This is a genomic window from Pseudomonas sp. ASL9 (assembly GCF_056680335.1).
The window spans coordinates 2607927-2634168 of record NZ_CM155277.1 but is presented as its reverse complement, the minus strand read 5'-3'; the positions used below and the strand labels follow the sequence as shown (position 1 = coordinate 2634168).

Below are 26242 nucleotides of genomic sequence, written 5' to 3'. Positions count from 1 at the left end.
CAGCCTCATGACCGTGTTGAAGATGACCGACCTCGATTTGCAAGGTAAGCGTGTATTGATCCGTGAAGACCTCAACGTCCCGATCAAGGACGGTGTGGTGACCAGCGATGCGCGGATTCTTGCTTCGCTGCCGACCATCAAGCTGGCGCTGGAAAAGGGCGCAGCCGTCATGGTTTGCTCGCATTTGGGCCGTCCGACCGAGGGCGAGTTCTCCGCCGAAAACAGCCTCAAACCGGTTGCCGACTACCTGAGCAAAGCGTTGGGGCGTGACGTACCGCTGGTCGCTGACTACCTGGACGGTGTCGAGGTCAAGGCTGGCGACATCGTGCTGTTCGAGAACGTGCGCTTCAACAAGGGCGAGAAGAAAAACGCTGACGAACTGGCGCAAAAGTATGCCGCCCTGTGCGACGTATTCGTGATGGACGCCTTCGGCACGGCTCACCGCGCCGAGGGCTCGACCCACGGCGTCAGCAAGTTCGCCAAAGTGGCTTGCGCTGGCCCGTTGCTGGCTGCCGAGCTGGATGCGCTGGGCAAAGCCCTTAGCGCTCCGGCCCAGCCAATGGCGGCTATCGTCGCGGGCTCCAAGGTGTCCACCAAGCTGGATGTGCTTAACAGCCTGAGCCAGATCTGCAACCAGTTGATCGTCGGTGGCGGCATCGCCAACACCTTCCTCGCGGCGGCCGGGCACAATGTCGGCAAATCGCTGTATGAGCCTGATCTGCTGGACACCGCCCGCGCCATCGCCGCCAAAGTCAGCGTGCCGTTGCCGGTGGATGTCGTTGTGGCCAAGGAATTCGCCGAAAGCGCTGTGGCGACGGTCAAACTGATCGCCGATGTGGCTGATGACGACATGATTCTGGATATCGGCCCGCAAACTGCGGCACATTTCGCCGACTTGTTGAAATCTTCGAAGACTATTCTGTGGAACGGTCCGGTTGGCGTGTTCGAGTTCGATCAATTCGGCGAAGGCACCAAGACCTTGGCCAAGGCCATCGCGGCCAGCTCTGCATTTTCCATCGCGGGCGGCGGCGATACGCTGGCGGCCATCGATAAATATGGCGTAGCGGATAAAATCTCCTACATTTCTACCGGTGGCGGTGCGTTTCTTGAGTTCGTCGAAGGCAAAGTGCTGCCAGCCGTTGAAGTGCTGGAACAAAGGGCCAAGGCCTGAATATCCGGTGTCGGTGAAGGGGATGTACATGGGCAAGCGGTTACCACTGTTTATCATCGCCGGTCTGATGGCCGGGTGTGCCAGTGAACCGGAAGCCGACGAGGTGCAAGCCGCGCCTCAGGTACTTCGGGTGAGCTGTTACCAGGCTGACTGGCAGGCGGAAACGGTTCCAATCATCTACAGCCGCGGCGGCCCGGGTGCGCTGGACAAGTACGAGTTCATGCCTGCTGTGGTGAAGGCTGGCTGTCCTTGATACCTGGGGTACGGCTGAGCTGACGATGATCACGATCAGGAACAAAACTGCCCCTGATCGACCGAAGTGATTGGCATCTGCCGAGCTTCATGGGGGCCAGGAGACGTAATGAAAGGCTTAATCGCCCTTGTGACACTTGTAATGCTTGGCGGATGCGCCAGCATGAAGGCACCGGAACAACAGAGCGCCTGGACCCGGTGGGTCTGCGACAGTCAGGCTGAAGTGCTGTGGCATTTCACTGATAGCACCAAGGCAGAGGTCGATGTACGCCTGGGCGGCAAAGACCAGGTCTATCGTTTGAAGCCTGAGCCTGGCGCTTCCGGCGAGTTGTACAGCGACGGTGTATTGGCGTTTCACATAAAAGGTGACGAAGGCCTGGTTTACTGGGTCGCCACCAATGATTTGATCGGTCGCGCGTGCAAGGCTCCCTAGAGGGGGCTGAGCCGCTGGATCGAGTAAGTTGCGACTGTCTATTACACGCGCTTGGCTCTAATGCAATGCGCAAAATTTGAATAGCAGCCGCCGTTAAGGCAGGCTTGCACGATTAACGACCCTACCGGGAGAGAGACCTAAAATGGCACTTATCAGCATGCGCCAGCTGTTGGACCACGCAGCCGAATTCGGCTACGGCGTCCCTGCTTTCAACGTCAACAACCTGGAACAGATGCGCGCCATTATGGAAGCGGCCGACAAGACCGATTCCCCGGTGATCGTTCAGGCTTCGGCCGGTGCGCGCAAATACGCAGGTGCCCCGTTCCTGCGTCACTTGATCCTCGCCGCTATCGAAGAATTCCCGCACATCCCTGTGGTCATGCACCAGGATCACGGCACCAGCCCTGATATCTGCCAGCGCTCGATCCAGTTGGGCTTCAGTTCGGTGATGATGGACGGCTCCCTTGCCGAAGACGGCAAGACCCCGACTGATTACGAGTACAACGTGCGCGTAACTCAGCAAACCGTGGCCATGGCTCATGCCTGCGGCGTGTCGGTTGAGGGTGAGTTGGGTTGCCTGGGTTCCCTGGAAACCGGTATGGCCGGCGAAGAAGACGGCGTGGGTGCAGAAGGCGTGCTGGATCACAGCCAACTGTTGACCGACCCGGAAGAAGCCGCTGACTTCGTCAAGAAAACTCAGGTCGATGCCCTGGCCATCGCCATTGGTACCAGCCACGGTGCTTACAAGTTCACCAAGCCGCCTACCGGCGACACCTTGGCGATTGAACGCATCAAAGAAATCCACAAGCGCATCCCCAACACCCACTTGGTGATGCACGGTTCGTCTTCGGTTCCGCAAGAATGGTTGAAAATCATCAACCAATACGGCGGCGACATTAAAGAGACCTACGGCGTGCCTGTCGAAGAGATCGTCGAAGGCATCAAATATGGCGTACGCAAGGTCAACATCGACACCGACCTGCGTCTGGCGTCCACCGGTGCGATGCGTCGCCTGATGGCCACCAACCCGAGCGAATTTGACCCACGTAAATTCTTCGGCGAAACCATCGTTGCCATGCGTGACATCTGTATCGCGCGTTACGAAGCGTTCGGCACTGCCGGCCAGGCATCCAAAATCAAACCGATGTCGCTGGAAAAAATGTACCTGCGCTATGCCAAAGGCGAGTTGAACGCCAAGGTCAACTGAGTTTGAGTTGATCAAAAAAACCCGCAGCGATGCGGGTTTTTTTGTGGTTGATGATTTTGCTGTGTTTGGTCTGATGCCTTCGCGAATGAATTCGCTCCCACAGTGGATCAGGGTTTAACTGTGCAGCCTGTGTGGGAGCGAATTCATTCGCGAAGGCCGCGCTGCGGTCTACCGTTGCAACACCAATATCCGCGACAGCAGTTCATCCCGGTCGATGTAGCAACCCTGGAAGTGCCGCGCACCGGTTGCCGGGTCGAACGCATTGCGGGCGTGAAGGGTGCGGCGGTTGTCAAAGCACCACATGTCGCCGGGGCTCAGCCGCGAACTCACCCGAAACCGCGCTTCGCGGGTCATGGCGATAAAGCGTCGATAGGCTCGATACAGCGCAGGCATCTCCTCTGCGGGTGCATCGAACGGGCCGCGCAGAAAGTTGGCCATGCGGATTTCACGGACTCGACCCAAAGTATCCAGCGCAATGATAGGTGCGAGGCAGCGGTAGTCGCTGTGGCGATCCTTGTTGCGAAACTCCACCGGAATCTCGCACAAACTCCGAAACGCCTCTGGGTCTTCATGGCGCAGGGCATTGGCAATCGCAAAACCATCGACAAAAATACTTTCGCCGCCCACCGCTTCATTGACCAGGCAATGCAGAAACTGCAGCCCCGGTTGCAGCTCGCGGGTCGGCAGGTCGCTGTGCAACGGCAAGTTGAAAGCGGTGTAGGCGTTGCTGTCGGCATCAGCTTTTGATTGCACATTGAACAACACGCCGAAATTACTCTCGCGGATAAACGAAATCCGCTTGGCGATCTGGGTCAACGAGCCCGGTTCCGTCGGCACGCCGCGCACCTGCGTCAGGCCGATGTCACGCAGCGTCAGCAACCACTGGAGCAGTGTCTGCGGATCTTCCATGACCGCTTGATACTCGAACACCGGCAGTTGCAGGTCAGCGGTCCACAGTTGGTTTTTTGGCTTGGCTTCCAGCCGCTCGACCCGCGACGCTTCGTCATAGGCATGGGCGCGCAGCCAGCCAGGATCAAAACGGCTTTGATGGCCGTCCTGCCATTCCACACGCAGGCAACCCTGGACGTCGATCAGACTGTTGTTGGGCACCAGGTCTTCAGCGACATCGACGATTTCCAGCACCTGCTCACGGGTCACGCTGTACACGCACTCAGGGCACGGGCAGTTATCCCGCAGCCATTGATGATGAAACGGGCTGAGCCGCCCATCGGCCCATTGCACGTGCAGCCTGTCCGCCAATGGTTGTACGGAGGTCAACGCACTGATTAACGGGTAGCTGCGAAAGTCAGCGACGGCTGGAGTATTAATGGTGATCTCCTTTTCAGTGTGGAATCAGGCGGGCAAGCCAATTACGCGGCCGATGTAGGCAGGCAACGGCAGGTCTTTTTGGGCTTCGACCAAGGCCAGTAGGGTGTTCAATACCGGCTCGCTGAACGGCGCCGAGCGCGGGCCTGCCAGGTCGACGTGCAGCAGCATTTGTTCGTTGGCGGCCAAGGGTTCGTCGCTGCCGGGTTTGTGCAGGCTGTGGTAGAGGTGCACGCGCTTGCGGTCGTGGCCGACGACTTGAGTGCGCACTTCGACGTCTTCGCCCAGCTTCACTTCATGCAAGTAATTGAGATGGCATTCGAGGGTGAACAGCGAATGACCACTGGCTTCGCGGTTGTCGCTGTCCAGGCCCAAATGGTCCATGAAGGCGTCCGTGGCGTAACTGAAAATCAGCAGATAGAACGCATCGCGCAGATGCCCGTTGTAATCGACCCAGTCCGCGAGGACCGGGGTTTTGTAGGTGGTGAGTGTTGGCATGAGTAGGGCTCTATCTCAACGTGGTCTGGCAAACTTTCTGCGCCTGACATTCAGCCTTCGCGAATTCTGTGGGAGCGAATTTATTCGCGAAGAGGACAGCACCGTCAGCACAGCAATATCAGGCATCGGGTTATTCGTTAAACGCCATTCCATGCTGGGCTTTGGTGGTTTTCACCGCTTCGAGCACGGCCAACAGGCAGTCATCGCGATAGCGTTCCAGGGCCTGGATGCTGTGGTTGCCTAGCTGGTCGGTGGTGCCGTCGACCACATCGTCGATCAGCTTGTCGGTCAACTCCGGTGCCGGTAAATAAGTCCACGGCAGTTGCAGTGCCGGGCCGAATTGCGCCATGAAGTGGCGCATGCCCGCATCGCCACCTGCCAGGGTGTAGGTCAGGAAGGTGCCCATGAACGCCCAGCGCAGGCCAGCGCCAAAGCGGATCGCATCGTCGATTTCGCCGGTGGTAGCTACCCCGTCATTGACCAGGTGCAAGGCTTCGCGCCACAGCGCTTCGAGCAAGCGGTCGGCGATAAAACCCGGCACTTCCTTGCGCACATGCAACGGACGCATGCCCAGAGATTCATACACCTTGATCGCTGCTTGTACGGCCTCAGGTGCGGTGTTCTTGCCGCCGACCACTTCGACCAGTGGCAACAGGTAAACCGGGTTGAACGGGTGACCGACCACGCAGCGTTCCGGGTGGATGGCGCTTTCGTAGAATTCGCTGGGCAACAGGCCGGAGGTGCTGGAGCCGATCAGGGCATTGGGCTTGGCCGCTGCGCTGATTTTGCTGTGCAGGTCCAGCTTCAGGTCCAGACGCTCCGGGGCGCTTTCTTGAATAAAGTCAGCATCACGTACGCATTCTTCAATCGTCGCGACAAAGCGCAGGCGACTTTGCGACGCACCGGGTGCCAGGCCCTGTTTTTCCAGGGCGGACCAGGCATTGGCCACGCGTTTGCGCAAGGCGGCTTCAGCGCCGGGTGCCGGGTCCCAGGCGATCACGTCCAGGCCGTGGGCCAGCGCGCGGGAAACCCAACCGCTGCCGATAACACCGCTGCCGAGTGCGGCGAAGATTTTGATGTCAGTGATAAAAGTCATCGTTACTTCCTGAATAGAAATCTGTAGGTGATTCTGTGGGAGCGAATTCATTCGCGAAGGCGGTGTATCAGGCACTGACGATGTTGGATGTGCCGACGTCTTCGCGGATAAATCCGCTCCCACAATGGATATCAGCCGCGTTTCTTGAGGCCCATCTTGATCCGGCCTTCGGCAGGGGTCAGAACACGGGCGCCCAGGCGGCTGAGGATTTCCGAGGCGCGTTCGACCAGTGCGCCATTGCTGGCCAACACGCCGCGATCAAGCCAGATGTTGTCTTCCAGACCCACGCGCACGTTGCCGCCGAGCAGCACCGCCTGAGCCGCCATCGGCATCTGCATGCGGCCGATACCAAAGGCTGCCCACACAGCGTTTTCCGGCAGGTTGTCGACCATGGCTTTCATGGTGGTGGTGTCAGCAGGCGCGCCCCATGGGATGCCCATGCACAGCTGGAACAGTGGGTCGTCGAGCAGGCCTTCCTTAATCATCTGTTTGGCGAACCACAGGTGACCGGTGTCGAAAATTTCCAGCTCGGCTTTCACGCCCAGCTCTTGAATGCGTTTGGCGCCAGCGCGCAGTTGGGCCGGGGTGGACACGTAGATGGTGTCGCCATCGCCAAAGTTCAGGGTGCCGCAATCGAGGGTGCAGATTTCCGGCAGCAGTGCTTCGACGTGGGCCAGGCGGCTCAGCGGGCCGATCAGGTCGGTGTTCGGACCAAACTCCATGGGGTTCTCGCCCGCACCAATCTCCAGGTCGCCACCCATGCCGGCGGTGAGGTTGACGATGATGTCGACGTCGGCTTCGCGAATGCGCTCCATCACTTCGCGGTACAGGGCCACGTCGCGGCTGAACTTGCCGGTTTCCGGGTTGCGTACGTGGCAATGAACCACGGTCGCGCCCGCCTTGGCGGCTTCAACGGCGGCAGCGGCGATTTGTTTGGGAGTGACCGGGACCAGATGGCTCTTCCCGGTAGTGTCGCCAGCACCGGTCAGTGCGCAGGTGATGATGACGTCATGATTCATTTCAGGTTCCTTACAGGCGGTTTTTAGAGTGTGGTCATCCCGTCCGCAGCCCGATCAGGCTGCGGGCAGGTGATTCGGGTCGACTAAGGGTTGCTGCTCAGTTGCAGGTTTTCAGCGGCGTCTTTGCCGTCAAAGGTTTTTACCCCCGCGAGCCAGCGCTTCAGGTCTTGCGGATGGTCTTTGAGCCACTGTTTGGCGGATGTCAGTGCGTCTTTGTGCTCAAGCAGCGGCTGCATCATCCGGCTCTCGTCTTCAGCGGTGAAACTCAGGTTGCTCAGCAGCTTGTCGACGTTCGGGCAACGCTGGGCGTAATCCGGTGCGGTCACCGTCCAGACTTTGGCTGCGCCTTCATTCGGGCCGAGGGCGTCAGCGCTGCCGGTGAGGTAGGTCATTTTCTGATTGACGTTCATGGGGTGCGGCGCCCAACCGAAGAACACAATCGCTTCGTTGCGATTGACCGCACGGGTGACGGCCGACAGCATTCCGGCTTCGCCTGACTCCACCAACTGGAAGTCGCCGAGGCCAAACTGGTTCTTGGCAATCATTTCCTTGATCTGGGTATTGGCACCTGAGCCTGGCTCGATGCCATAGATTTTGCCGCCCAGCTCTTTCTTGAATTTGGCGATGTCAGCGAACGTTTTCAGGCCCTTGTCAGCAAGGTAAGTCGGGACGGCGAGGGTCGCGCGAGCGTCTTTGAGGCTGGGCTCAGGCAGGATGCGCACCTGATTTTGCTTCACGAACGGGGTGATGGTCTGGGTCATCAACGGGTCCCAGTAGCCGAGGAACATGTCCAGACGCTGGTCGCGGATACCGGCGAAGATGATTTGCTGTGAGGCGCTGGTCTGTTTGGTCTTGTAGCCCAGGCCATCGAGCAAGACTTGGGTCATGGCGCTGGTGGCCATAACGTCGGTCCAGTTGACCACGCCCAAGCGCACGTTCTGACAAGTTGCCGGTTCAGCTGCACTGGCGCTGTTGGCGATGAAGGTGGTTCCGGTAAGTGCCAGCAAACAACAGCTGATCAGTCGTTTCATGGTGGATTCCCTCGGCAGTCGTTATTGTGGGGTTCCGACGTCTGCGCGCCGTGATGCAACGTTACGCAGCCGCAGCCCCCGGAAAACGCACAGCGGCGACTAGCTCTTGCACAGCAGCGACCTGTTCTCTTGCTGTCCTCATTCAACTGGCGTATGTGGTGAGTGATGCTGACCCTGCGAGTACCGCCGATGTCCCAGGACTATTACTTTTTGCTCATGCCCGGGTTCTCGGTGATGGGCTTCGTCTCGGCCGTCGAGCCGCTGCGCGTCGCCAATCGCTTCGGCGGCGAGCTGTATCGTTGGCATGTGCTGAGTGTCGATGGCGGGGCGGTGGTCGCCAGCAATGGCATGTCGGTCAACGCCGATGCCGCGCTGGAGCCGTTGAAGAAAGGCACGACGCTGTGGGTGGTGGCGGGTTTTGAGCCCTTGAAGTTCTGTACCCCAGCGCTGGAGCACTGGTTGCGTCGACTCGACCACGAAGGCGTGACCCTTGGCGGCATCGACACCGGCAGCTTCGTGCTGGCGCAGGCAGGCCTGCTCGACGGCCATCGCCTGACCCTGCATTGGGAGGCATTGGGGGCGTTCAAGGAGTCTTATCCACAGCTGGCAGTGACTCAGGAGTTGTTCGAAATCGACCGCCGCCGGATCACTTCCGCAGGCGGCACGGCGTCCATCGACATGATGCTCGACCTGATCGGCCAGGCCCACGGGTCGGAGCTGGCGATTCAGGTGTCGGAACAGTTCGTGCTCGGCCGGATTCGCCCGCGCAAAGACCACCAACGCATGCAGATCGCCACGCGTTATGGCATCAACAACAAAAAACTGGTGCAGGTCATCGGCGAAATGGAACAACACACCGAACCACCGCTCAGCACCCTGGACCTGGCCGACGGGATTCAAGTGACCCGCCGTCAGCTAGAGCGACTGTTTCGCCTGCATTTGAAAGACACCCCGAGCAATTTCTATCTCGGGCTGCGTCTGGAGAAGGCGCGGCAACTGCTGCGCCAGACCGACATGAGTGTGCTGGAAGTCAGCCTGGCCTGCGGCTTTGAATCACCGTCGTACTTCACGCGCAGTTACCGCGCACGGTTTGCGCGCTGTCCGAGAGAGGATCGGCAGCGGTCGGATGCGTGAGGGCTACTGGCCTCTTCGCAGGCAAGCCTGCTCCCACAGGGATCGCGGGTGTCAAGGCGCGCGAATCACTCAATCCCGATCGATTGCAAATACTCCGATCGTTCATCGCTCATCTGCGAGAAGCAATCGTTTTGCCCGATTTCGAGGGTCTGGCTGCCTTTTTCGCTCAGGAACGTTTGCACCGAGCAGTCGGCTTCGCGCAGTTTGGTCCAGATCTGTTGGGCATCTTTTATTTTGGCGATGTAGTCGCTCAGTTGCGCCGGGTGGTTGCCGTACTGTGAGCTGATGCGATCGATCAGGTCTTTATAAGCGTTATCCAACTCGTGCTCGGAGGTGGTTTTGTTGAAGGCGGAGCACTCGAAACTTTGTTGGGTGGTTTCCACGTTGTCGCAGGGAGTGCTTTCGTCCGCTTGAGCGCTGGCTGCCAGCACTGCCAAAACCAATAACATTGACCTCATTTACGACATCCTCGTCGGTTGTTCATAACAATCGCCGGGATTTTCCCCCAGCCGACGGCTAAAGAACAGGGGCCACGCGGTCTATCTGGGCGGGCGTCGCTTACCCTTTGTCGCTTCTTGACGCTTTCGGCAAACCCCCTGTCGTTTTTGCACCCGGCTCGCTCAACCCTCAGGCATATGCTGGCCCCAAAGCGCCGGCAGACGATTCGGCGCATGAATCACCCAGAGGGGACAGCCTGATGAGCCCAGCCGAATTGCACGCCGACAGCATCGTTATTGACGGGCTGATCATTGCCAAGTGGAACCGTGAGCTGTTCGAAGACATGCGCAAAGGCGGCTTGACTGCAGCCAACTGCACCGTGTCGGTGTGGGAGGGTTTCCAGGCGACCATCAATAGCATCTGCACCAGCCAGAAGCTGATGCGTGAAAACAGTGACCTGGTCATCCCCGTGCGCACCACGGCGGATATCCGCAAGGCCAAAGAACAAGGCAAGACCGGCATTCTCTTCGGTTTCCAGAACGCCCACGCTTATGAAGACCAGATCGGCTACGTCGAGATCTTCAAGCAGCTCGGCGTTGGCATCGTGCAGATGTGCTACAACACGCAAAACCTGGTCGGTACCGGCTGTTACGAACGTGACGGCGGCCTGTCGGGCTTCGGTCGCGAGATCGTTGCCGAAATGAACCGCGTCGGTGTCATGTGCGACCTGTCTCACGTGGGTTCGAAAACCTCCGAAGAAGTCATCCTCGAATCGAAAAAACCGGTTTGCTACTCGCACTGCCTGCCGTCCGGCTTGAAAGAACATCCGCGCAACAAGTCCGATGAAGAGCTGAAGTTCATCGCTGACCACGGCGGTTTTGTCGGCGTGACCATGTTTGCGCCATTCCTCGCCAAGGGCATCGATTCGACCATCGACGATTACGCCGAGGCCATCGAGTACGTGATGAACATTGCCGGTGAAGACGCCATCGGTATCGGCACTGACTTCACACAGGGTCACGGTCAGGACTTCTTCGAATACCTAACCCACGACAAGGGCTACGCGCGTCGTCTGACCAGCTTCGGCAAGATCATCAACCCGCTGGGTATTCGTACCGTGGGTGAGTTCCCCAACCTGACTGAAACCCTGCTCAAACGCGGCCACCCCGAGCGCGTGGTACGCAAAATCATGGGCGAGAACTGGGTCAACGTGTTGAAGGATGTTTGGGGCGAGTAACGCTCACGCCGTATCTACATTGAACAGCTAACCCCACTGCCATTCGCGCAGTGGGCGTAACCCGAATTTCTGGAGTGTTACCCCATGGCTAAAATCGCCCCGCAACTGCCTATCGAAGTCGACAGCGAAACCGGTGTCTGGACCTCTGATGCGCTGCCGATGCTCTACGTGCCACGTCACTTTTTCGTCAATAACCACATGGGCATCGAAGAAGTGTTGGGCGCTGACGCCTACGCCGAAATCCTCTACAAGGCCGGCTACAAATCCGCTTGGCACTGGTGCGAGAAGGAAGCTGAATGCCACGGCCTGGAAGGCGTCGCGGTATTCGAGCACTACATGAAGCGCCTGTCGCAACGAGGCTGGGGTCTGTTCAAGATCGAAGCCATCGACCTGGAAAATGGCACCGCCAGCATCCGCCTGGAACACTCTTGCTTCGTCTATGTGTACGGCAAGGTCGGGCGCAAGGTCGATTACATGTTCACCGGCTGGTTCGCCGGTGCCATGGATCAAATCCTGGCCGCCAAAGGCAGTCCGATCCGCACTGTGGCCGAGCAGGTTTACGGTGGTTCTGAAGAAGGCCACGACGACGGCCTGTTCATCGTCAAGCCGTTGTAAGTCGAGGTATCCGTCATGGCTTTCGAATCACTGTTCCAGCCGATCCAGCTCGGCAAATTGACTGTCCGCAACCGCATCCTCAGTACTGCGCACGCCGAAATTTATGCCACCGATGGCGGCATGACCACCGAGCGTTATGTGAAGTACTACGAGGAGAAAGCCAAGGGCGGTATCGGCCTGGCTATCTGCGGCGGCTCCTCCAGCGTGGCCATCGACAGCCCGCAAGGCCCGTGGAAGTCGGTCAACCTGGCGACGGACAGAATCATCCCGCACTTCCAGAATCTGGCCGACGCCATGCACAAGCATGGCGCCAAGATCATGATTCAAATTACTCACATGGGCCGTCGTTCTCGTTGGGACGGCGATAACTGGCCGGTGCTGTTGTCACCGTCGGGCATCCGTGAACCGGTACACCGTGCGACCTGCAAAACCATCGAGCCGGAAGAAATCTGGCGGGTGATCGGCAACTACGCCAGCGCTGCCGGGCGGGCCAAGGCCGGTGGTCTGGATGGCATTGAGCTGTCTGCCGTGCACCAGCACATGATCGACCAGTTCTGGAGCCCTCGGGTTAACAAACGCACCGATGAATGGGGCGGCAGCTTCGAAAACCGCATGCGTTTTGGCATGGAAGTGATCAAGGCTGTGCGCAAGGAAGTAGGGCCTGATTTCTGTGTCGGCCTGCGTATCTGTGGTGATGAATTCCACCCCGATGGCTTGAGCCACGAGGACATGAAGGAAATCGCCAAGTATTACGACTCCACCGACATGATCGACTTCATCAGCGTCATCGGCTCGGGGTGTGACACCCACAACACCCTGGCCAACGTTATCCCGAACATGAGCTATCCACCGGAGCCCTTCCTGCACCTGGCGGCCGGTATCAAGGAAGTGGTCAAGGCGCCGGTGATGCACGCGCAGAACATCAAGGACCCGAACCAGGCCGCACGGATTCTGGACGGTGGTTACGTCGACATGGTCGGCATGACCCGTGCTCACATCGCTGACCCGCACCTGATCGCCAAGATCAAGATGGGCCAGATCGACCAGATCAAGCAGTGCGTCGGCGCCAACTATTGCATCGACCGCCAGTACCAAGGGCAGGACGTGCTGTGCATCCAGAACGCCGCGACGTCTCGTGAGTACATGGGCGTGCCGCATATCATCGAAAAAACCACCGGCGTGAAACGCAAAGTGGTGGTCGTCGGTGCCGGTCCTGCGGGCATGGAGGCCGCTCGGGTTTCCGCCGAGCGGGGGCATGACGTGACCCTGTTCGAGAAAAAAGAATTCATCGGCGGGCAAATCACCACCGCCTCGAAAGCACCGCAGCGCGACCAGATTGCCGGGATTACGCGCTGGTTCCAGCTGGAACTGGCGCGCTTGAAAGTCGATCTGCGCCTTGGCACGGCTGCCGATGCAGCGACCATCCTCGACCTGCGCCCCGATGTGGTGGTGCTGGCAGTGGGCGGACACCCCTTCATTGAGCAGAACGAGCACTGGGGCGCGGCCGAAGGGTTGGTCGTCAGTAGCTGGGATATTCTTGACGGCAAGGTTGCGCCGGGCAAGAACGTGTTGGTCTACGACACCATCTGTGAATTCACCGGGATGTCGACCGCTGACTTCCTCGCGGACAAAGGCAGCCAGGTCGAGATCGTTACTGACGACATCAAGCCAGGCGTGGCCATCGGCGGAACGTCGTTCCCGACGTACTACCGCAGCATGTACCCCAAAGAAGTGATCATGACCGGCGACCTGATGCTGGAGAAGGTCTATCGCGAGGGCGACAAGCTGGTCGCGGTGCTGGAGAACGAATACACCGGCGCCAAAGAGGAGCGGGTGGTCGATCAAGTGGTGGTCGAGAACGGCGTGCGCCCAGATGAAGAAATCTACTACGCGCTGAAAGAAGCCTCACGCAACAAGGGCCAGATCGACATCGAAGCGTTGTTCGCTATCCAGCCGCAACCTTCGCTGAGCCAGACGGGCGAGGGTTACCTGCTGTTCCGCATCGGCGACTGTGTGGCCCAGCGCAACACCCATGCGGCGATCTACGACGCATTGCGGTTGTGTAAGGATTTTTAAGCCGCTGACTGATCCTTGGATTGTTGCATCCCTTGTGGGAGCAGGCTTGCCTGCGAAGATGGCGACGCGGTGTGTCAGCCAAGCCCCCTTCGCAGGCAAGCCTGCTCCCACAGAGATCGGGCAAGGCATCCAGGTATGTCCCCTTGCAAGACCTGAAGTGTCTTTTGGGAGCTCCACATGTTGAACACCCTTCTTCCCATCCTGTTGTTTGTCGCCCTGGCCTTGGCTGTGTTGGGCGCAGTGCGGCGGATGATGCTGTGGCGCCAGGGCCGGGCGGCCAAGGTCGACCTGATCGGTGGCCTGCTGGCCATGCCCAAGCGTTATATGGTCGACCTGCACCACGTCGTGGCGCGGGACAAATACATCGCCAACACCCACGTCGCCACCGCTGGCGGCTTTGTGCTGGCAGCCGTGTTGGCGATTCTGGTACACGGCTTCGGCCTGCATAACCGCATCCTCGGCTACGCCTTGCTGTTGGCGTCGGCGATCATGTTTGTCGGCGCGATTTTCATGGCATTGCGTCGGCGCAACCCACCTGCGCGCTTGTCGAAAGGCCCATGGATGCGCTTGCCGAAAAGCTTGATGGCATTTTCCGTCAGCTTCTTTCTGGTGACCCTGCCAGTGGCGGGCATCCTGCCGGAGCACTTTGGCGGTTGGGTTCTCGTCGTACTGCTGGGCCTGGGCGCGGCGTGGGGCGTGTCGGAAATGTTCTTCGGCATGACCTGGGGCGGGCCGATGAAGCACGCCTTTGCGGGCGCCTTGCACCTGGCCTGGCACCGTCGCGCCGAGCGCTTTGGTGGCGGTCGTTCCACCGGTTTGAAACCGCTGGACCTAAGTGACACCAGCGCGCCTCTGGGCGTGGAAAAACCCGAGGATTTCACCTGGAACCAACTGCTGGGCTTCGACGCCTGTGTGCAGTGCGGCAAGTGCGAAGTTGCCTGCCCGGCCTTCGCTGCCGGCCAGCCGCTGAACCCGAAAAAACTGATTCAAGACATGGTGGTCGGCTTGGCCGGTGGCACCGACGCCAAGTTCGCCGGCAGCCCCTACCCATCCCCTGACGGCAGGGGCAAGCCTATCGGCGAACACGGCGGCAATGCCCATCAGCCGATCGTCAACGGTTTGGTAGACGCCGAAACCCTGTGGTCCTGCACCACCTGCCGCGCCTGCGTGGAAGAGTGCCCGATGATGATCGAGCACGTTGATGCCATCGTCGACATGCGCCGCTTCCTGACCCTGGAGAAAGGTGCGACGCCGAACAAGGGCGCCGAAGTCCTGGACAACCTGATCGCCACCGACAACCCCGGCGGTTTTGCACCGGGCGGGCGGATGAACTGGGCGGCGGACCTGAACCTCAATCTGTTCAGCGAGCTCCATAGTCAAAAGAAGACCGCCGACGTGCTGTTCTGGGTGGGTGATGGCGCCTTCGACATGCGTAACCAGCGGACCTTGCGCGCGTTCGTCAAAGTCCTGAAAGCCGCCAATGTTGATTTTGCGGTGTTGGGCCTCGAAGAGCGTGACAGTGGCGATGTGGCGCGCCGCTTGGGTGATGAAGCGACGTTTCAGATGCTTGCCAAGCGCAATATCCAGACCCTGTCCAAGTACGCCTTCAAGCGTATCGTCACTTGCGACCCGCACAGCTTCCATGTGTTGAAAAACGAATACGGTGCTTTTGACGGCAACTATCAGGTGCAGCACCACAGCACCTACATGGCTGAGCTGATCCAGGCGGGCGCGTTGAACCTTGGTCAGCACAAAGGCTCCAGCGTGACCTATCACGACCCGTGCTACCTCGGTCGCTACAACGGCGAATACGAGGCGCCGCGTGAGGTATTGCGCGCACTGGGTATCGAGATCAAGGAAATGCAGCGCTCCGGCTTCCGTTCCCGTTGCTGCGGCGGTGGTGGCGGTGCACCGATCACCGACATTCCTGGCAAGCAGCGGATTCCCGACATGCGTATGGAAGACATCCGCGAAACCGGTGCCGAGCTGGTGGCCGTGGGTTGCCCGCAGTGCACTGCGATGCTTGAAGGCGTGGTCGAACCTCGGCCACTGATCAAAGACATTGCCGAACTGGTCGCCGATGCGTTGCTGGAAGACGTCGTCGCCAGCAAACCAGTACCCGTTAAGCGCCAACCTGCGGAGGTGCATTGATGAGCGACATTATCCGCCGCGACCCACGCGCCGAATGGATCGCCCGTAACCGCCTGCACCCGCTGCACGCAGCCATGCAGCCAGCGCAAACCAGCTGGATGGGGCCCAACGGCATCGTGCGCAAAGATGTGCACAACGTCGGCTTTATCGGTCCCAACGGGATCAAGCGTATTGACCGCAGCGGCGCGCAACAGGGTGGGGTGGTCAAACGCTCCGCCGTTGCCGCAGTGCAACTGCCGCTGCATGTCATCGCGCAACCGGCGTTCTACATTTGTGTGGCGCCGGACATGGTCGGCGGCCGCTTGAGCAGCCACGACCGCGACGTGTTGGGCCTGGCTCATCAATTGGCCGGCAAAGATGGCGCAGTGCTGGCCGTGGTATTCGGCGAGCATAAGGAAACGACGTTTGCCACCGCGGGCGTCGACCGTCTGTTGCTGCTTGAGGGCCGCGAGTTCAGCGGTTATTCACCGGAACAGCGTGTTCAGGGTCTACGGGCTGTGGATAACCAGTTCAATCCGCGCCATTGGCTGCTGCCTGACAGCCGCAGCGGTGGCGGCGAGCTGGGTCGACGCTTTGCCGCAAGCCTGGGCGAACGTCCTGCAACGCGTGTCTGGCAGGTGACTGACGATCAGTGCATCGGCCGCGCGGGTGCGGGTCGTGAAGACTTGGCGCGTCCATTGGCGCGCTTGATTCTGGCCGCCGTCGAATGTGCGGAACCGGTCAGCGAAACCCGTCACGAAGCATTGCCCGTAGAGTTATCCACAGCCGTCGCTCGCAGTCTGTCGCGTATCGAAGACCTTGGCGCGGTGGCCGTGGACCCGGCAGCCGTTCCCATGGCCGAAGCGGAGTTCATCTTCTCGGGTGGCAATGGGGTGAAGGACTGGGACTTGTTCCACCGCACCGCCGCAGCGCTGGGCGCCACCGAAGGTGCCTCGCGTGTGGCGGTGGACGATGGCTACATGGCGCGTGGTCGCCAGGTCGGTGCCAGTGGTACCTGGGTCACGGCCCGGGTCTATGTGGCCGTCGGTATTTCTGGCGCGATCCAGCATCTGCAAGGCATTGGTGCCTGCGACAAGGTGGTGGCGATCAACCTTGATCCGGGGTGCGACATGATCAAACGTGCCGACCTGTCGGTGATCGGTGAAAGCGCGGACATACTCAAGGCGCTGATTGCTGCCATTGAGGTTTACCGCAATGAGGCGAAACGTGATGCCGCTTAATCTTGAGAGTCCCCCGGTAAACAAACCCCATGTGATCAGCCTGGTGTCCATCGGCGCGCACCCGACTTCCGGTCGGCCACGTCGCGCCGAGCAGGACGCGCGCGCCGTCGAACTGGGCCTGCAACTGGCTGGGGATAACTTGCAGGTGCTGCACGCCGGCAATGTCGACGAGCCTGCGCTGCGGGCTTATCTGGGCATGGGCCTGGAGGAACTGCATGTATTGGAACAGCCCCAAGGCGCCGATGCCTTGCCAGCGCTGGCTGACTACCTGCGTGAAGCCAATGTGCAGGTGGTGCTGACCGGGAGTCAGGCGGAAACCGGCGAAGGCTCGGGCATGTTGCCGTTTCTGTTGGCGGAAAAGCTGGGTTGGCCGCTGGTGGTCGGACTGGCGCAGGTCGAATCGCTGGACAACGGCGTGGCCCATGTTCTGCAAGCGCTGCCACGCGGTCAGCGTCGTCGGCTGAAGGTCCGCCTGCCGTTTCTCGCCACAGTGGATAACGCCGCGCCCAAGTCCCGGCAGAGCGCCTATGGTCCGGCACAACGCGGAATGCTCGCGGTGGAGGAGGTCGACGTGGTGGTGGATGAGCTGTTGGCACGTTCCGCGCTGCAACCGGCCAAGCCCCGGCCCAAGCGTTTGAAAGTGATCAAGGGCAAAAGCGGCGCCGACCGCATGAAAGCCGCAACGGCCAAGGCCAGCGGCGGCGGTGGGCAAGTGCTCAAGGGCCTCGGCGCCAAAGAAGGCGCCGAGGCGATTTTGAAGCTATTGATTGAGGAAGGCGTGGTGCGTTAACGCGCAGACACCCCTTAAACGTTGGTGAATATCCCCGTGACCGGACTGACGTTGCCGCCGTAGGGCACGGTGGTTCCGGCGGCGGCGGCGATGGTTGCCCAGATGCGTTGCATCCCAACGAATTTTTTACCGATGACCGGGTTCCCTGAGTGGTGGTTTTCATCGAACTGGGACGCGATATTAAGGTAACGGCCTTTGTCTGTGCCCGTCCTCAACAGGCCCCCGGCGCCGCCCATCAGCAGTAACGGCATGTCAATCGTGTGCTCGGGAGCACCGTCGGCCATCTCGCTGGTGACGACGACCAGCGTGTGTTTCAGCAGGCTGTCGGTGGGTACATCGGGGTCGGAGAACTTGGCCAGTTCATCCATGAACTCCTTGGCCTTTCTCGCGTACCACTGGCGTGATCCTCGCCACACCTCTTCGGTGGAGCGGTGCGCGCAATCGTGTGGGTTTGTCGTGCTGCTGACGTCCAGGATATTCAGCGATTCAGCGGATCGCCCCACCTGAATCGTTGCAACGCGGGTGATGCCGCAACTCAATACGGTTGCAACAACCTGGCTGTGCGCGTGTTGCACTTCATTGCGGAACATTGCCGATGTGATGGGGTGGTTTTCCAGGCTCAGCGTCTGGCATTCAGTAATGGGGGGCAATGAGTCATCCAGGTCGGCGATGACCTGTTCGACTGAGTCCAGGTGTGTGTCGAGTTTTTGTCGTTGTGCGCCCGCCAGCTGCCCTTTGATTTCCTGAATATCGGTCAGGATGGGGTCGAAGGCATGTTTGTTGCGCACCTGTTGCTCGCGCACCGCGCTGCTGGTGATGCCAAACAGCGACTCGTAAAGCAGCACCGGGTTTTGTTGGGGGGTTCTGATACTGGCGTCTTTCCAGGAGACGTACCAGTGGGAGCCATCGATTCCAGCATGGGGACCGGCAAACACGGCTCGCTGTGAAGTACCCGGCATATGGTCTCCCAGCAAGACATCGATAGAACTCATGCTCTGACCCTTGTCCCGCAAGATATTCATCCACCCGGCATGGCCTCCGTTTCCCACCCCGCTCATCGTCCCCCGAATGTACAGAGACTGATCGCGATAGGCTGTCAGTTCCTGGCTGACGGCACCCAAGTGGAATTCGGCGGTGTCTACGAGGCCTGCTGTCACCGCAGGGTGCCAAAGCCCTCGTCCATCCCCGAAACCTCCCCCGGTAAAGGAGTCGACCGCCAGACCGTCGGGAACCACGAAGAATACGACCTTCAACTTGGCTTGCTGCTTTTCGCCAGCCAGTGCCATGCGCACCAGGCCGCTGCTGCTCAGGGGCAGTACGACGCCAGCGGCGGCCAACCCCATTAAAAAACGGCGACGACTTGTGAGTAAGTTCATGGCTGTTTCCTTGCGTCCGGGGACTGCTTGTAGAGGAAGGCGTGCGATGTCGCCACGGTGCGCATCATGTCGCGCAGGGAACCTGTCTCTGCGAGACCTTTACTCAGCGCATTGATGATGCCCGCGGTGTGCGCCTGGGCCGGGCTGCCAAAGGTAAAGCGGAAATAACTGTCGGCCATGCACCGCTGGGCGTCCGGGTTATGCGGAATCAATGCAGCGATATCCCGCACGTTATGTACGTCCGCGAGTTTGTGCGAGCCGGTGTTATCAATGAACGGACCGCCTGCGTAGATCGGCAGCACCTGTGGGAAGGCCGCGTAGTTATAGGCATTCTCCTGTTGGCGATAACGGCCGGAAGCGTCGTAGTTTTCCATGGAACCACCGGTGTCGTTCATGTACTGGTGACATTTCCAGCAGTTTCCGTTGGAGGCATGTTCGCCGTTTACCAGGTCCCAACGTTCGCGGGTGGTAATGGCCCTGTCAGGGAAGTGAGGCTCGGTCGGATCGGCCTCGACCGGCGCGCCGAATTCCTTACAGAACAGCTGCTCCCGAACCATTATTCCGCGCTTGACCAGTGACGTCGCTTGATAGTCAGAGGTGGCAACCTGAGTGACGCCCTGATGCAGTAAGCCCCCGCGCGTGGCATCGACCGCTACCTTGACCATGTTCGCGCCGTTAACCCCGGTGATGCCGTATTGCTCGGCGAGTGGTTGATTGAGGAACGTGAATCCTGGGTTGAACAGCTGATCCAGCGTGCCATTCCCTTCCTTGATCACGTACTCGACAAACAAGCGCTGCTCCTTCCTCATGTCCTCGATGAGGGCTGGGGTCAGTCCCGGTTTCTCCTGCAGGTCACGCGCGGTTTTGGTGTAGTACTGAATGAAACGATTGAATTGCTCAAGTCCTTGAGGCGTTAGCATCATGGCGTCGACTTCAGCACCGATTTGCGCTGGCGTACTCAGCAATCCCGCCTCGGCTTTGGCCATCAGTGCCTGATTGGGCGTAGTGCCCAGGAAGGCATAGGAAAGCGCCGTGGCGAGCTCATTGGCCGTCAGTCGGTAAACGCCTGGCTCGCCCGCCACTTCGGCGCCCAGTTCCGAGCGATAGAGAAAATACGGCGAGAGCAGCATGCCGGTGATAAGTCCCTGCGTTCCGTGTTCATTCAGCAGTAGGGTATAACGTTCTGTTTCAGGCGCCGTCATCGGGCGCCGGAACAGTTGGTGCCCCAGGGTAATCACCGCCGTTTTCGCGTTGGCTTTCTTGAAAGGTTCCAACCGTTGAGGGGGCGCCTGGTCAGCGATAGAAATGGCCATGTCGTAGAAAAGTTTGGCGTCTTCAGCTTCGACAATCCCGAGGTCGGCTTCACCGGGGTATTTAAATTTGCTATCGGATTTATCCGCGGGCAACTTACCTGGGTTGATGTCCAGCGTGAAGATGTCTTTAATCGTGTTGACGTATTCCGAGCGCGTCAGCAATCGCAGTTGCCGGGTACCGACCGATTCTGCCGGGTTCAGATACGGTGCCCACACGGTATTGATCAAATGATCGGCCACCTGTTCGCCGCAACGCTGATCGCAATGCCCGGTGATTTTCATGCTTCTGATCCACTGAACAAAACTGTCGTGGGTGGCATTGCTCCAGCTATTGGCCATGCTCGCATTCTGAAAATACTCAGCGCTATGGCACTTGCTGCATTTTTCTTCGATGACGGTACTGCCAAGGTTCTCTACTGCCCGATAGGTCACGGGGGGCATGGCGAAATCGGTACTGCTCTCGTTGATATCAATGGCACCTACCGTGGGCTCTGGTAGTTCCTGGGTAAAGTAAGGATAGCGAGCCTCGTACTGACCATACTTCAGCGTTTCGGTGACGCGGCCGCCCCACGGTACCTGAATGACCCGAGAAGCTATGTGGCCTGCCAAATCAACTAACTCGACAGCCCAGTTTGGGGCGCTGACAGAGACTGGTTTTGCCGGGGCGATGAAGGTGACCTGAGCCGTCACATTCTCATCCCGCTCTTTGTAGCTCATGTCGATCACTTGATTGGGCGTCTGCTCAGAAAGCACATACGTGGCTGTTCGTTTCGTGGGCAGCCAGTTGTCGACGTCATTCAGCCTCACTTCATAACTGCCGTAGTCCAGGCCTTCAAGTGTCATGACTGCGGAGCCCCAGCCGACATTAAACGCCCGCGAGTTACCGTGAGTGTCAATCAGGTAGCCACTGATCATCTCGTCGGCCAGCGCCACTGGCGGGGTGGTGCTGGCGTGAAACACCAGATTGGTTTTCTTCAGGGCGCTGGCATCAAAGGTGACGCGATAGATCACGCCTGCCACATCGTCCGAGATCAATAAACTGTTATCGGGTAACGTGAGAAAGTCCGTCGGACGGCCGATGCAATGGTCACTTAAACAATAAGCATCTAACTGTTCCGGGTTTTGTACCCAACCGTTGATCAACGGAAGTTGATAAACGATTTTGCCATTCTTGATCGACATCCGCCGCACATCCAGGCCCGGTGTTAAGTGAGAGCTGGCGCCATGGGTCGCAACGAGCAGTTCCTGGCTGCCATCGGTGGCAGGACGCGGACTCCAGAATTTAACCCCTAACGGGGCCAGGCCATTGCCTAAATCAAACGCCGCAGGCACGTACTTCTTCGGGTCGATCTGATCGATTGATAAATCAGAAACGATCGCGCCGGTCACCAATGTAGGTGTTACGTATTCGTTGGGGTTATCGAACTCTTGCTGGGTAAAACCCGGTATCTGTTTGCCGAATATATACGGCACACCAAAATGCTGACCCGGCGCTGAAATACGGTTGATTTCATCAGGGTTCGTAATGCCCTGGCGGTTGTTGTCACTGAACCAGATCTCCTTAGACACAGGGTTCCAGTCGAATCCGACGGAGTTGCGTATGCCCTTGGCGATAATAGTCGACGTCCCGGTGTCGATGTCATACCGCAAAATCGAGCCATAACGAGGGTCTGCCGGGATCATGCAAATATTGCAAGGTATCCCGACGGCGGTATACAGGCCTTTATCGTTCGGGTCGGTCGGGTTGAAATGCAGCGGATGCTTCTGGTGCCAAATGCGTGTCATGGAACCTGTTTCCAGGGACGGTAAAGGGAACAGATAGTCGTCGGCAGGAAACTTGGCGATCAACTCTGGTTTGGCATCTTTGAAGGTCGTGTCGACGTTGCGGATGCGGTAGAGCCCACCTGTCGTCGAGTAAAACAGGTCGCCGTCGCGGTAAGCGACGCCATGGGGTTCCTCAAGTCCCGATGCCACCACGTAGAGGCCCGTCGGCTTGCCGGCGGCGTCAAGGGGCAGTGCATAGATGAAATCGGCAATGGCGCCTTGATAACCATAGGTCGGGAGGGCACTGGACCCGACATACAGTACGTTATTGCCCATGGCCATCTGCCTGGGTTGAATCAAGCCCTCGGCAAACAGTTCGATTTTATAACCCGGCAAGGTACTTAACTTGCTCACATCGACCTTATGACGGTAGACGACATCGACGTCCTGATGTTCTCCGTCATCACCTGAAAACTTGATGATTTGAGGCGTGGACAACGGTGAATAATGTTCGGAAGCCTCCATGATCAATTGATAATCGCAACGTTTGAGGCCTTCGATACGAATAGGCATGCCTACAGAACTGATAGGGTGCGATTCGTCCTTGCAACGCAATACGCCAGAGAGGGGGGCGGGCACTTCTTTACCCGCACCCGGGGTCAGGGGTGTTAGCTTTCTGGCGGCGTCAAGGACAGCGAAGTTCAGGCTGAGGCTATTACCTTTTGGCTCTGGCGCGGTGGCGCCGCACTCGCTCAGTTCGACCCAGGCATCTTTCCAGGTGTTTGTGGATAAGCCGGGCTCATACGCTGCCTGTGAGCACCACTGCCAACTGCCTATGCCGCCCTCGGCGTCGTTTTTACACTTGTATTCCCACCCCTTGTTTTGCACGACAAAGTCTGCGGTATAAGGCGTATTCGCTGTGTATTGGGGCGAAGTGCACGCCGCTTTTCCTTGAGATGAGGTGTTAACAGTGCGCGGGTAAAGGGTGTCTTGCGCAGTGCTGTTTGCATAAGCAATCGACGGGAACATGCAATACAGTATTGCAATGAATAGCAGGAGAATTATAAAAGGCAATAGACGCAGTATCGGATATGGGGACATGGTGCGGGCCTCCCTCGCGGAGTGAAAAGCTCCTGTGCATCGGCGCTGGTGCGAACAGCAACTTTACGGTTGCTAACTCGTTCGTTCACTCACCCTAACAAACCTTTAATACCTCCCGTCACTAGCAGTTCTACTAGGTTTTTAACCTTGACAAATACTTCAGGCATGCACTTGCAGCGCGGTTTGTAAACGCCTTTATCACTGGATAACTTGCCCACAATCCCTGTTAGCGCTCCTGTGGATAAGGTGTTCGTCATCCGTTGCAGGCCCCGGCCTGCTTACGTTTGTGGCATATGATCAAAAACTGATCAATGGCGTCGAAAAAGATGGTTTTTGCATAAGCAGCGGTTTTTTTGAGTTTTCCACAGGGCATTGGCTGACTTGCCCACAATTGCTGTGGGTGGCCCTGTGGGTAAGTTGTTGGTCGAAGGCTGTGAGGTGTTGCGGGATTGGTGTTGGCAGAGGTTGATCAGATTTTGATCTGCTGGAGGTGTTGCACGTCTCAAGACGTCTTCGCAGGCACGCGTGCGAAGACGTCGGCAGCGCCAGCTAAATCTATCTGGCTGGCACCAATCTCAACGTTCCCCGCGTATTCGTCGCGACATCCGCCTCGTCGAAATGCTCCGGTACATAGCCGCCTTCGATGTAGGTTTTGGCTTGGTCCGAATAATGTTCATCAAACAGCACGCCACTTTGCCCAACCGGGTTGATGCCCAGGCTGTGGGCCGGGTCGGCGAAGTCGATCAAGCGTCGGGTTGATGGGCCATAGGTCACTGGCCAAGGCGCTGAACTGATGCGTGCGGACTGGTTGTTCGGCACCTCATGGGTGCCGGGCGCGGGGAACGGGCCGACGTTGAACAGCCTGTCCAACGGCTTCTGCATGCCCAGCGGGTGACCATGGGTCAAGGTATGCGCCTTGCCCCAGCGCCATTCATCCGGGTTGCTGCCATACAGGGATTTGAGGTGCGAGACGCTGGCGTGCCACGCAACATTGACCACCTCCGCGCGGTTCTTTTCGAAGGGTGGGTTGCGGTTTTTCCACCACGGTGAATCAGCATCGGCGGCCAGTCGCGGCAGGGCAGCGTCGATCACGCGGGTCGAGAGCAGCGTGTCGAAAAAGCCATCGCCGAGTTCATCGTGCATCGCTTCCTGGATCAGGTCCGACACAAACTGATTGAACAGCGTCGCCCCGACTGAGTCCAGCGAGTAGTCGCCGTTCCAGTTGGCCAGGCGCTCGACCAGTGCCCGTTCTTCCGGGTCTTTCACGGCGCTGCGCAATACCGGAATCAGCGGCTTCAACACCCGTGCTGCGTAGCCGGTCTGCGTGTCCAGTTGCAGCTTTTTGCTGCTCTCCAGGTCCCACTTCACGGCCGGGTCGCTCAGCTGCTTGTTCAGTTGCTGGCCACGATCGGCGAGGTTGTAGTAACCGGGAATTTCCATGCCCGTTGGCGACACCGGCTGGAAGTTGGCCGAGACGATGTAGCCGCGTGCCGGGTTCTCTTCCTGTGGGTTGGCGCTGAAGGGGTAAAAGCCTTCCTTGTCCGCCTGCGCGGTGCTGCCGTCGAGGATGAAGGTGGGGTTCACGCCTGCAGGCCTTATGGGCAATTGCGCGGCGGCCCACCAGCCGATGTCGCCTTTGGCGTTGGCCCAGACCACATTCAGTCCTGGCGATTGAATTTTCTCTGCCGCCGCACGCATTTTGCTCAAGGTGTCGGCGCGATTGGCTTCATAAAAGCCTTGCAGAATCGGGTTCTCGGACTCCAGAAATGACCACCACATCGCAATGGGCGCTGTAGCTGCGGTCGTGCCCAACGCATCGTTGATGATCGGGCCGTGAGGCGACTGACGCAGGCTCAGGGTCACGGCCGGTGCGCCTTTGACCAGAATCTGCTGCTCGCTGTGGGTCATGTCGACCCAGGCCCCGTGGTACCAGACCTGATCGGGGTTGTCCGGGTTGGTCTTCTCGGCGATCAGGTCCACATCGTCGTTCTGGAACATGGTCAGGCTCCAGCCGAAGTCGCGATTGTGCCCCAGCGATGCGAACGGGTTGAGTGCCTGGTGATGGCCGTACAGCTCGAACCCCGGCGCCGACAATTGCGCTTCGTACCACACTGATGGCACGGCAAAACGAATGTGCGGATCACCGGCCAGCAGCGGCTTGCCACTTTGGGTGCGGCTGCCGGAGATCACCCAGGCGTTACTGCCTTCGAACTGCGGCAAGCCAGCCTCTTCCAGTGCGTGTTGGCTCAGCCAAGCCAGGTCGTTCAAGCCTTTCCAGTCGGCACTGGCGAGTGCTGGCGCCTGGCCCAGTGCACCTTGCGGCTGCCAGGCGAGGTCGAAGACTTTCAGGTAGTCGGGGCCCAACTGGTCGCGCACATAGGTCAGCAGCGGCTCGGTACGAAAGGCGGCGGCAAAGCTGTACGCCATGTAGCCGCCGACGCTCAGGGTGTCTTCGGCGGTGAACGGTCGCTTCTGGATGCCCAGCAGGTCGAACTCGATAGGTTTCGCGTGGGTGTTCTGATACTGATTGATGCCGTCCAGATACGCTTCCAGGGCCATCCAGGTGGGTGTTTGTTTATCCTGGCGGGCAACGTAGGCGTCGGCGTGCTCACGAATCCTCAGGCTGCGGAACAGTTTGTCGGTGTCCACCAGCTTGGGGCCCAGCACCTCGGCCAGTTCGCCACGCGCCAGACGCCGCAGCATTTCCATCTGGAACAGCCGATCTTGAGCGTGGACATAGCCCAGGGTGCGATACAGATCAGCCTCATTCTCGGCCCGGATATGCGGCACGCCGCGCTCGTCGTAACGCACGGTGACCGGCGCTTGCAGGTGGGCAAGGGGCATCTCGCCCTGACGCACGGGCTGCTTGCTGTGGATATACCAAAATCCCCCGCCCGCCAGGATGAAAATGACAACCGCGAGAAGGATGGCGAGAACGGTTAGGCCGCGTTTCATCTGAAGTCCTGTCATTGATTCAGTCCGGGCTAGCAGGCT

20 protein-coding genes are annotated in these 26242 nt (G+C 58.9%); 11 read left to right on the top strand and 9 right to left on the bottom strand.

All coding sequences use genetic code 11. The features are described 5' to 3' along the window. The first annotated feature begins 7 nt into the window (after window positions 1-7). The 4 genes from AC1ME2_RS12110 (at window position 8) to fba (ending at window position 3063) form a co-directional block, all read left to right on the top strand. Window positions 8-1171 (top strand): phosphoglycerate kinase, encoded by a 1164-nt coding sequence (locus AC1ME2_RS12110; RefSeq protein WP_480441415.1) that lies wholly within the window; start codon window positions 8-10, stop codon window positions 1169-1171. A 28-nt stretch (window positions 1172-1199) separates the two neighbouring features. Then, window positions 1200-1424: a hypothetical protein gene (locus tag AC1ME2_RS12105; protein WP_480441413.1), complete on the top strand. Its 225-nt coding sequence runs from the start codon at window positions 1200-1202 to the stop codon at window positions 1422-1424. 108 nt (window positions 1425-1532) lie between these two features. Further along, on the top strand, window positions 1533-1856 hold the full coding sequence (locus tag AC1ME2_RS12100) for an MliC family protein (protein ID WP_480441411.1): 324 nt from the start codon (window positions 1533-1535) through the stop codon (window positions 1854-1856). A 142-nt stretch (window positions 1857-1998) separates the two neighbouring features. After that, the gene (fba, locus tag AC1ME2_RS12095; RefSeq protein ID WP_480441409.1) at window positions 1999-3063 is read left to right on the top strand and encodes a class II fructose-bisphosphate aldolase; all 1065 of its coding nucleotides are present in this window, start codon (window positions 1999-2001) and stop codon (window positions 3061-3063) included. 168 nt (window positions 3064-3231) lie between these two features. Here the strand turns inward: fba and AC1ME2_RS12090 are convergent, their stop codons facing one another. The 5 genes from AC1ME2_RS12090 to choX form a co-directional block, all read right to left on the bottom strand. After that, window positions 3232-4392 carry a gamma-butyrobetaine dioxygenase gene (locus AC1ME2_RS12090; protein WP_480442118.1) on the bottom strand — a complete coding sequence of 387 codons (1161 nt, stop codon included), beginning with the start codon at window positions 4390-4392 and terminating at the stop codon, window positions 3232-3234. A gap of 24 nt (window positions 4393-4416) precedes the next feature. Further along, complete coding sequence (locus tag AC1ME2_RS12085) at window positions 4417-4887, bottom strand: thioesterase family protein (protein WP_480441408.1); 471 nt, start codon at window positions 4885-4887, stop codon at window positions 4417-4419. 130 nt (window positions 4888-5017) lie between these two features. Continuing rightward, a complete protein-coding gene (locus AC1ME2_RS12080; protein WP_480441407.1) occupies window positions 5018-5983 on the bottom strand; it encodes an L-carnitine dehydrogenase in 966 nt (321 codons plus the stop codon). Window positions 5984-6114: 131 nt separating this feature from the next. Beyond that, window positions 6115-7002, bottom strand: coding sequence for a 3-dehydrocarnitine:acetyl-CoA trimethylamine transferase CdhC (gene cdhC, locus AC1ME2_RS12075; protein ID WP_480441405.1), 888 nt, complete (start codon window positions 7000-7002; stop codon window positions 6115-6117). Between the two features lie 83 nt (window positions 7003-7085). Beyond that, window positions 7086-8033: a choline ABC transporter substrate-binding protein gene (gene choX / locus AC1ME2_RS12070; RefSeq protein WP_480441404.1), complete on the bottom strand. Its 948-nt coding sequence runs from the start codon at window positions 8031-8033 to the stop codon at window positions 7086-7088. Window positions 8034-8222: 189 nt separating this feature from the next. On the opposite strand from choX, the gene AC1ME2_RS12065 reads away from it, so the two are divergent. Beyond that, window positions 8223-9167 carry a GlxA family transcriptional regulator gene (locus tag AC1ME2_RS12065; RefSeq protein WP_480442116.1) on the top strand — a complete coding sequence of 315 codons (945 nt, stop codon included), beginning with the start codon at window positions 8223-8225 and terminating at the stop codon, window positions 9165-9167. A gap of 65 nt (window positions 9168-9232) precedes the next feature. On the opposite strand, the gene AC1ME2_RS12060 is transcribed toward AC1ME2_RS12065, so the two are convergent. Beyond that, window positions 9233-9625: a lysozyme inhibitor LprI family protein gene (locus tag AC1ME2_RS12060; protein WP_480441402.1), complete on the bottom strand. Its 393-nt coding sequence runs from the start codon at window positions 9623-9625 to the stop codon at window positions 9233-9235. A gap of 239 nt (window positions 9626-9864) precedes the next feature. Here AC1ME2_RS12060 and AC1ME2_RS12055 point away from each other — a divergent pair, with 239 nt between their 5' ends. The 6 genes from AC1ME2_RS12055 to etfB all read left to right on the top strand — a co-directional run bounded on the left by AC1ME2_RS12055 (window position 9865) and on the right by etfB (window position 17694). Beyond that, complete coding sequence (locus AC1ME2_RS12055; RefSeq protein ID WP_480441401.1) at window positions 9865-10842, top strand: dipeptidase; 978 nt, start codon at window positions 9865-9867, stop codon at window positions 10840-10842. Between the two features lie 84 nt (window positions 10843-10926). After that, window positions 10927-11457: a DUF5943 domain-containing protein gene (locus AC1ME2_RS12050; protein WP_480441400.1), complete on the top strand. Its 531-nt coding sequence runs from the start codon at window positions 10927-10929 to the stop codon at window positions 11455-11457. A gap of 15 nt (window positions 11458-11472) precedes the next feature. Beyond that, on the top strand, window positions 11473-13533 hold the full coding sequence (dgcA, locus tag AC1ME2_RS12045) for a dimethylglycine demethylation protein DgcA (RefSeq protein WP_480441399.1): 2061 nt from the start codon (window positions 11473-11475) through the stop codon (window positions 13531-13533). A 177-nt stretch (window positions 13534-13710) separates the two neighbouring features. Then, on the top strand, window positions 13711-15684 hold the full coding sequence (dgcB, locus tag AC1ME2_RS12040; RefSeq protein WP_480441398.1) for a dimethylglycine demethylation protein DgcB: 1974 nt from the start codon (window positions 13711-13713) through the stop codon (window positions 15682-15684). Then, complete coding sequence (gene etfA / locus AC1ME2_RS12035; RefSeq protein WP_480441396.1) at window positions 15684-16904, top strand: electron transfer flavoprotein subunit alpha; 1221 nt, start codon at window positions 15684-15686, stop codon at window positions 16902-16904. Before dgcB ends, etfA begins: the two co-directional genes overlap by 1 nt. After that, the gene (etfB, locus tag AC1ME2_RS12030; protein WP_480441395.1) at window positions 16894-17694 is read left to right on the top strand and encodes an electron transfer flavoprotein subunit beta; all 801 of its coding nucleotides are present in this window, start codon (window positions 16894-16896) and stop codon (window positions 17692-17694) included. Before etfA ends, etfB begins: the two co-directional genes overlap by 11 nt. Before the next feature lie 14 nt (window positions 17695-17708). Here the strand turns inward: etfB and AC1ME2_RS12025 are convergent, their stop codons facing one another. From AC1ME2_RS12025 to AC1ME2_RS12015, 3 genes are all read right to left on the bottom strand, one after another. Beyond that, entirely contained in the window at window positions 17709-19070 is a 1362-nt protein-coding gene (locus AC1ME2_RS12025) for a DUF1552 domain-containing protein (protein ID WP_480441394.1), read from the bottom strand. Then, window positions 19067-23035 carry a DUF1592 domain-containing protein gene (locus AC1ME2_RS12020; protein WP_480441392.1) on the bottom strand — a complete coding sequence of 1323 codons (3969 nt, stop codon included), beginning with the start codon at window positions 23033-23035 and terminating at the stop codon, window positions 19067-19069. The genes AC1ME2_RS12025 and AC1ME2_RS12020 overlap by 4 nt, the downstream gene beginning before the upstream one ends. A gap of 768 nt (window positions 23036-23803) precedes the next feature. Further along, window positions 23804-26203 (bottom strand): penicillin acylase family protein, encoded by a 2400-nt coding sequence (locus AC1ME2_RS12015; protein WP_480441390.1) that lies wholly within the window; start codon window positions 26201-26203, stop codon window positions 23804-23806. Between the last annotated feature and the right edge of the window lie 39 nt (window positions 26204-26242).